The following is a 7,468-nucleotide window of genomic DNA, read 5'->3' as shown; positions in this document are numbered from 1 at the left end:
CGTTGTTTTTATTTAGATTTAAAATTAGGTATTAAGAGACCGTCAATTCCGGCCTTCACCCTCAATAGCGCCGTTGATATATTGCTAAAAAAAGAGTTTGATATTCACCGAGCAGCTGGCAAACCCCATCCATTAATGACCAAGTATCAGATTGATGCCGTGCCATTGGCTCATGAAAAAATGGACACCTGGCGCTACAACTTTACCGGTGTGCAATATTATCATGAACCAACGGATTTTTTGGTTTTTGGTGCCGTAGATGATATTTGGGTTAATAGCAAAAAAGAGTTACACGTAGTGGACTACAAAACTACTAGCACCAAAGAGGTTATTACTTTAACTGGCGGTTACAAAGAAGCTTATAAAAGACAGATGGAGGTTTACCAGTGGCTATTACGAAAAAACGATTTTGTTGTTTCCGATCTGGGCTATTTTGTTTACTGCAATGGTTTAAAGGACAAAAAAGCTTTTGATGGCAAGCTAGAATTTGACGTGCAAGTAATTAGCTATCAGGGTAATGATAGTTGGGTAGAAAAAGAAATCAAGAAAGCCCGCAAATTATTAAATGGTACTCAGGTGCCGGCACCGACTAAAAATTGTGAGTATTGTAATTTTGCTAGTAACTGGGCTCAGAGTAAATAAAAAAGAGGTCGTCATTGACAAAAGAATTAAATAGTAGTAATATAGAGAATCAATTATTAATTTGTACATTTTACATTTATATAAAAAATAAGGAGTTATACATGACCAATTTACTGATTGAAATTATTGCCGCATCAACTGATATTTCCGATCAACAGATCAAAGACTTTGAGTCAATGGTGTTAGAGCCAGTAGCTCGTGATGAAGCTGTCATGATCTAAAGATAAATTACGATCAAATTGGTCTGCGCCATGATTGGCAAGTCGTAGTAACGCCACAAAGAAATAGAACGGTTATTATGGGACCATTTCCGTTTAATATGTAAACAACTGTTAAGTGCATTGATAATTCAATGCACTTTTTTTGTTCGCAGTAAACTATGCTATACTTTGCTTAGTTAATTAGTAAATTTATTTTATGCAAAAAAACATTGGCGCTCAGGATAAAAAAATACGCTACATTATCGGCGTGGTGTTATTATTAGGGGGTTTATTCTCTGGCAGTTGGATATTTATGGTCGTCGGCTTAGCCTTATTAATAACTGCTTACATTGGTTTTTGTGGTTTGTATAAATTATTAAAAATCAATACCTGTCCAGTTAAACTAGTAGCTGGTCCTGTTGTTGTCGAACAGAAAGAAGATGATCAGAAGAACGTTCAATAATAAGTAAGCTATTAGAATTCGTAGCTAATAAAAACGTGACGTTTTTATTATATTATTTATAATTTGGTTTATGATCTTATTTATTATCATCGCGCAAGGTATTATTTTTTTTGCTCATTGGTTTGTTTGGCAAATTGCTCAGCGCTATTTTGTTTTACCCAATCAAATTAAAATAGTATTTTTTGTTTTATCTTTTTCCTTTTTGTTAGCAACTTTATTAGTCGCTAAATATCAAGTCCGAGTACTTGATTGGTTTTATACCTTTGCCGCTAGCTGGTTGGGGTTAATTCACTTTCTATTTTTGGCTTCGCTGGTACTGCTATTATTAGTACTGATCGGCAAATGGATTCCAATATTGATGACCTATCGTTTAGTTATCGGTGTTATGGTTTATGGTATCGCATTAATTTTCTTTTTACTGGCGTTAATTAATGCTAATCAGCCAATTATTCGTGAGCAGATTATTACCGCGCAGAATCTACCCAGTACTTGGCAGAACAAAAAAATGGTTTGGGTTAGTGATGTACATCTAGGAAGCGTTTGGCAAAGTCAAACCTCAGAAAAAATAGTTAGGCTAATCAATGACTTGCAAGCTGATATTGTTATTGTTGGCGGTGATTTGTTTGATGGCGCCGGTGCCAATGCGGAAAACATTGCTGGTCCCTGGAAAGCGTTGCAAGCTAAACAAGGCAAGTATTTTATCACTGGTAATCATGAGCAGTTTACTACGAGCCAAAGTTTATTAGAAACGATTCGTGGTTTAGGTTTTACTATTTTAAACAATGAAAAAATTGATTTGGACGGTGTAACTATTGTCGGTATTGATTATCAGAGTAGTACTAATAGGGATAATTACCAAAAGATTCTTAATGACTTGTCGTTAAATAAAGAAGCACCAAAAATACTTTGGCGACATGTTCCAAATTTTTTAGATATTTCTCGGCAATATAATTCTCTCTTGCAAATATATGGCCATACGCACGTGGGTCAACTGTGGCCTTTTAATTATATTACACAACTTGTTTATCATGGTTATGATGTTGGGATGCACCCAGACGGTAAGTCTTTAATCTATACCAGCGGTGGCGTTGGTACTTGGGGTCCACCTTTGCGGATGGGTAATCAACCAGAGATTGTATTATTTAGGTTTCAAAATTAAATTAGTTAACATTTGAATAATAGTACGATTAGTTATTATTAATGTAAAAAAGTAGTGCTATGCAGGAGAAAGTAAAAATAGCTTGGCAGGGAAAACACTTTGGCGAGGAGCCAGTTTTCGTAGGAACAGAAAAACAAGGCGCCGGTGGTATTTTTTTCAGTGGTTGCAATTTGCATTGTGTATTTTGTCAGAATTATCAAATATCACAGCAAGGTGTAGGTCGTGACTATACTATTGAGCAACTAGCGGAGATAATGTTGGGTTTACAAAAACAAGAGGCGATTAATATTGATTTAGTGAGTCCAACAATTTGGTGGCAACAGATCAAGCAAGCTATTATATTAGCGCGTCAGCAGGGGCTTACTTTACCCATTGTTTGGAATAGCAATGCCCAAGAGAGCGTCTTACTCTTACAGCAGATGAGGGGACTCGTAGATATTTACTTACCAGATTTCAAATATGCTGACGATATTTTAGCTCAACAGCTGTCAGCGTCAGGGCAGTATAGTACATTAGCTCAGCTCGCGATTGCTGAAATGTTGCAGCAAGTTGGTACAGCTAGTTTAGACAAACCAACAAGCACCAAAGGTGTTTTGATCAGACATTTGATTATTCCTAACCATTTAGATAATTCCAAAAAAGTTTTGCAAATGATTCATGATCATTTTTCTGGTACGCCAGTTAGCTTGATGTCCCAATACTATCCTTGTTATCAAGCATATTTAATTCCCGAAATCAATAGATTATTAACCAGGGCTGAATATCAAGAAGTGTTGGATTATTATCAACAACTTAATTTATCAGGTTTTGAGCAAGAGTATGGCAGTGGTAAGTTTTTTTTGCCAGATTTTACTAAGAAAAATCCTTTTCAATAATTTCATAATCATTTATTATAAAGATATGTTAAATAAAGCAACTATCAGAGAGGGAATGGGTTTTGGTGTGACATCAGCTATTTTAACGACTCTGGGTTTATTTTTAGGTTTACTCAGTAGTACTTCATCAAAATTGGCAGTCATCGGTGGTATTGTTACTATCGCCTTGGCTGATGCCTTATCAGATTCCTTTGGTATGCATATTAGTTTGGAGTATGGCCGCAGTGAAAATAAGCACAATGTTTGGTCAGCTACCATTGCCACATTTATTTATAAATTTGTTTTTGCCGGTGTGTTTATTATTCCGGTATTATTATGGTCGCTGACAACAGCAGCGGTTGTCAGTATTATTTATGGTTTATTAGTAATCATCTATATTAGTTATTTAACAGCGCGACAAAACAATGACGTTGTTTGGCGCGTAATTATTAGTCACGTCTTAATAACGATGGTGGTTATTTTATTAAGTTTTAGTGTGGGTAAATTAGTCGCCCATTATTTTGCTTGACAAGGCGATTGCTTGGGTGTTAGCTAATATTATCAGGGTTATTTTAGCGGTTAAATTAAATATTATGAACAATCAAGAAAAAAGTCACGGTTCTGTTTTAATAATAGCACTAGTGCTTATTATTGGCCTATTACTAGTTGGTAATGGGTTGACGATGTATTATCTTTATCAAAAGAATGATCAGCCCATTAACGACGAAAAAGAGCTGGTTAATCAGGCGGTTAACGAACGTCTCAATGAGGGTGAATTGATAGTTGAGTGGCTGAAAAATGATACCACGGTTAACGTTAACGATTTTATTAAAAGCGAAAAGGCCTCAACCAAATTATTGCAAGAAATTGAAAAGATCAAAGCAGATGGTGATAGCCAGTACAGTTTTGATACTTATCAAAAAGGATTTAATATTCGTTTGGTCGGTAAGGTTATTCAAGGAAAATATAAAGATTATAATTTATACGTGATGGTTGTCCGGACAGTAGTTGGCATGCCGGGACCTGCAACTTTATATCGTTTTGTTAGTAATCAAAAGCAAAATATTATTCTCAGTAAAAATTTTCATGAGCTGAGTAATAATGTTACTGATTTTTTTAGTATTGATGATGAGGTTGTACTTACCAATTTATCAATGCCAGCGGAAATAGAAATAGCTTCAGCTAAAGTCCGATTGCAGAAAAACGAGACCACAGATTTTCCTACGACGTTTTTTTATGAATTATCCAGCATTACTCCTTTGTTTAAGTATGATGGTCAAAATTATCTTTATCAAAAAAAGGATCAATCAGACAATGCCTTATGTTTTGTAGTACGAACGCCAGATGGCCTAGTTCAAGACTATATTTATAATATAAACAATGATCAGCAAGTAAATACTCAGCAGTTGTCGTTGCAACTGAACTTAGTTAACGGTAGTTCATTTACTGGCCAATACTCCATATCGCAACGCAGTAGTTGTGGCTCTTATTGTTTAGAAAGAGCAGATTATTTGGAGCAAAATAAATTGCAACTACTGGGCACTAATATAGCTGGTGAAAAGTTTTATATTTTTTCTGATCAGCAACAAAAAACTAACACCACGGACAAAGATAGTATTTTGCAAACTATTTACGATCGGTATTATCCGGGCTTTGATGAAAAATTAAAAAAAGAAAAAGAAAAGATAACCTTTGATGAGTTTCTTAAAACCAATCCGATTATTATTTGGCCCGACCCGCTAGGCAATTATTTAGTGTTAAAAAATATAGTATATTCGCCAGCGGTGGAGTGTGGCAAACCGGTTATTTATCTTTATCCAGAAAAAGAAATGTCCGTGGCCGTTCAGGTGCAGCCGACTGGTGGATTTACCACTACCGAACCAGCATATAATGACGGCTGGCAAGTACTGGCTAAACCAAATAGTGAATTATATAACTATGCCGACAGCACGTGGTATCCTTATCTTTTTTGGGAAGGCTATGGTTTAAATTATCAACAACCAGAAAAAGGATTTGTTATTGCGCGGGAAAAGATGGAACAATTTTTGCGAGAAACTTTGCCCCAACTGGGATTGATACCCAAAGAGTATGATGAATTTATTGCTTACTGGTTACCACGATTACAAAAAGACAACTATTATTTTATCACCTTTGTTGACCAAAACGATTTTAATAAGATGGCGCCATTAGCTGTCCAGCCACAACCCAATACTATCATCCGAGTATTTATGGATTTTCAAGGACTGGATAATTATCGACAAGTAGAGCCACTGGTTATCACCACACCAGTTCGTCAAGGTTTTACTGTTGTTGAGTGGGGTGGTGCTATTCATCATTAATTATGGACAGAAGATTAACTAATAAGCTTATTGTTGTCATCGTTATCATGACTGTGTTTTTGATTGGTCAGCTGGTATGGCTATTAACAAAAGATACTTTACCAACGATCACCAATCTGACTATTAGCCAAAAGCAGAGCAAAAATATTATTACTGGTACGAAAGAGGAGTATGATAGAGTTTTTGACAGTGCAGCCAGATTTGCTGATACGCCTATAGCTAAAATAGGAGGTGGAATTTTACCTCACCATTTATTGGTGAAAGAGCAGATTGCTTCTTATTTGCTCGGTTTAGCTGATCAAAAATATGACACCGTTGTTATCATTGGTCCAAATCATCAAAATATTGGTCATGGCGATATTATCTACAGTGACGCTAATTGGCAAACGCCAACTGGTAGCATGGATGTTGATTTAAATTCAGCTAATTTAATAAACAGTACGGCAAAATTAAATAATAAAATAATTCAGCAAGAGAGTTCCATTACAGTTTTATTGCCGTACATTCATTACGCATTACCAAAGGTTAAAATTTTACCCTTGATTATTAAGGAGTCAGCGAAAACAGATGAACTAGCAAAAATTGCTCAGCTCTTATCGCAGTACTGTCAAGAACAAAAAATTTTGGTTTTAGCTTCCATTGATTTCTCGCATTATTTGCCAGTTGATGTTGCTGATTTTCATGATCAAATTACAGCTAATATTATTCAAACTTTTGATCAAGAAAGAATATTACAAACAGAAATCGATTCTCCAAAGAGCGCTTATTTATTGCTCGAATATTTACGGCTAACGCAGCAGCAAAAAAGTTTTTTAGTTCGGCAAACTAATTCCGGTCGTTTTTTACCCCAGCAAAGCGAATCCACTACTTCGCATCAATTCTATTATTTTGTAAATGGTGAACCACAGCAAGAAAAATATTTGGCTTTAATGTTTTTTGGTGACTTAATGTTAGATCGCAATGTTAAGAAGCAGTATGAAAATAAAAATTTAGATGTTATTTTTCAGGGATTATCTGGTCAGGAAAATCGTTTTTGGCGCGGCTTGGATTTAACCAGTGCTAATTTAGAAGGAGCAGTGCTGAAAAATGGTGAGCATTGGTTGCCCGATAATGCTTATGATTTTTCTTTTGATTTAAACGACGTTGGACAGTTGAAAAAGTATAACTTTAATTTTTTTAATTTAGCTAACAATCATTTAACTGACCAAGGAACGTTAGGAGTAGAACAAACTAGAGACAATTTAAAACAATTGAATTTAGAATTTTCTGGTTGCGCTGATGCTCAGATTGGCGAGTGTAGTTTGAATATTATTAATCGCCGTGGTTACCGCTTAGCGATGCTGGGCTTTAGTCAGGTTTATCAACCATTGGATCTTGGTAAAATTCAGGAAATGATCAAGCAGGTAAAGGATAAGAGCGATGTTATCATTATCAATATCCATTGGGGCAATGAATATCAACATCAAAAAAATACAATTCAGGAAAATATTGCTCACACCCTTATTGACAGTGGTGCCGATTTAATCATTGGGCACCATCCGCACGTGGTACAAGGAAAGGAAAAATATCGCGGTAAGTATATTTTTTATTCTTTAGGAAATTTTGTCTTTGATCAATATTTTTCTGCTGATACCCAAGAGGGATTAGGGTTAGGATTAATCATGGATCCGTCAGCAACCAATAAAATCCTTGATTACTATTTATTTCCTTTGCAGTCCGAAAGAAGTAGAGTGCGATTAATGTCCCGGGAAAAGAAACAGGAATTTGTGGAGAAGTTTGATAAATGGTGACAAATACTTGATTTTTATGGA

At 35.5% G+C, this 7,468-nt stretch carries 7 protein-coding genes; all 7 read left to right on the top strand.

All coding sequences use genetic code 11. The annotated features are described in order from the left end of the window. The coding region (locus COX77_02110; GenBank protein PIZ99280.1) for a hypothetical protein at nt 1-642 on the top strand (642 nt) is incomplete at its 5' end. A 417-nt stretch (nt 643-1,059) separates the two neighbouring features. Next, on the top strand, nt 1,060-1,305 hold the full coding sequence (locus COX77_02105; protein PIZ99279.1) for a DUF2892 domain-containing protein: 246 nt from the start codon (nt 1,060-1,062) through the stop codon (nt 1,303-1,305). Between the two features lie 70 nt (nt 1,306-1,375). Beyond that, nucleotides 1,376-2,464, top strand: a complete 1,089-nt coding sequence (locus COX77_02100) for a hypothetical protein (protein ID PIZ99278.1) — start codon at nt 1,376-1,378, stop codon at nt 2,462-2,464. A 59-nt stretch (nt 2,465-2,523) separates the two neighbouring features. Beyond that, the gene (locus COX77_02095; GenBank protein ID PIZ99277.1) at nt 2,524-3,339 is read left to right on the top strand and encodes a radical SAM protein; all 816 of its coding nucleotides are present in this window, start codon (nt 2,524-2,526) and stop codon (nt 3,337-3,339) included. Nucleotides 3,340-3,364: 25 nt separating this feature from the next. Continuing rightward, on the top strand, nt 3,365-3,847 hold the full coding sequence (locus COX77_02090; protein PIZ99281.1) for a hypothetical protein: 483 nt from the start codon (nt 3,365-3,367) through the stop codon (nt 3,845-3,847). Next, nucleotides 3,840-5,657: a hypothetical protein gene (locus COX77_02085; GenBank protein PIZ99276.1), complete on the top strand. Its 1,818-nt coding sequence runs from the start codon at nt 3,840-3,842 to the stop codon at nt 5,655-5,657. Before COX77_02090 ends, COX77_02085 begins: the two co-directional genes overlap by 8 nt. A 2-nt stretch (nt 5,658-5,659) precedes the next feature. Further along, nucleotides 5,660-7,447 (top strand): AmmeMemoRadiSam system protein B, encoded by a 1,788-nt coding sequence (amrB, locus tag COX77_02080; GenBank protein PIZ99275.1) that lies wholly within the window; start codon nt 5,660-5,662, stop codon nt 7,445-7,447. Nucleotides 7,448-7,468: the final 21 nt, after the last annotated feature.

This window comes from Candidatus Komeilibacteria bacterium CG_4_10_14_0_2_um_filter_37_10 (genome assembly GCA_002793075.1).
Classification (GTDB): domain Bacteria; phylum Patescibacteriota; class Patescibacteriia; order UBA1558; family UBA1558; genus UM-FILTER-37-10.
This window is presented reverse-complemented; position numbering and strand designations above follow the sequence as displayed.

Excerpts from the sequence above, each read along its gene's own strand:
- COX77_02100 (PIZ99278.1), top strand. The coding sequence starts at position 1,376 with ATGATCTTATTTATTATCATCGCGCAAGGTATTATTTTTTTTGCTCAT.
- COX77_02095 (PIZ99277.1), top strand. The coding sequence starts at position 2,524 with ATGCAGGAGAAAGTAAAAATAGCTTGGCAGGGAAAACACTTTGGCGAG.
- COX77_02105 (PIZ99279.1), top strand. The coding sequence starts at position 1,060 with ATGCAAAAAAACATTGGCGCTCAGGATAAAAAAATACGCTACATTATC.
- COX77_02090 (PIZ99281.1), top strand. The coding sequence starts at position 3,365 with ATGTTAAATAAAGCAACTATCAGAGAGGGAATGGGTTTTGGTGTGACA.
- amrB (PIZ99275.1), top strand. The coding sequence starts at position 5,660 with ATGGACAGAAGATTAACTAATAAGCTTATTGTTGTCATCGTTATCATG.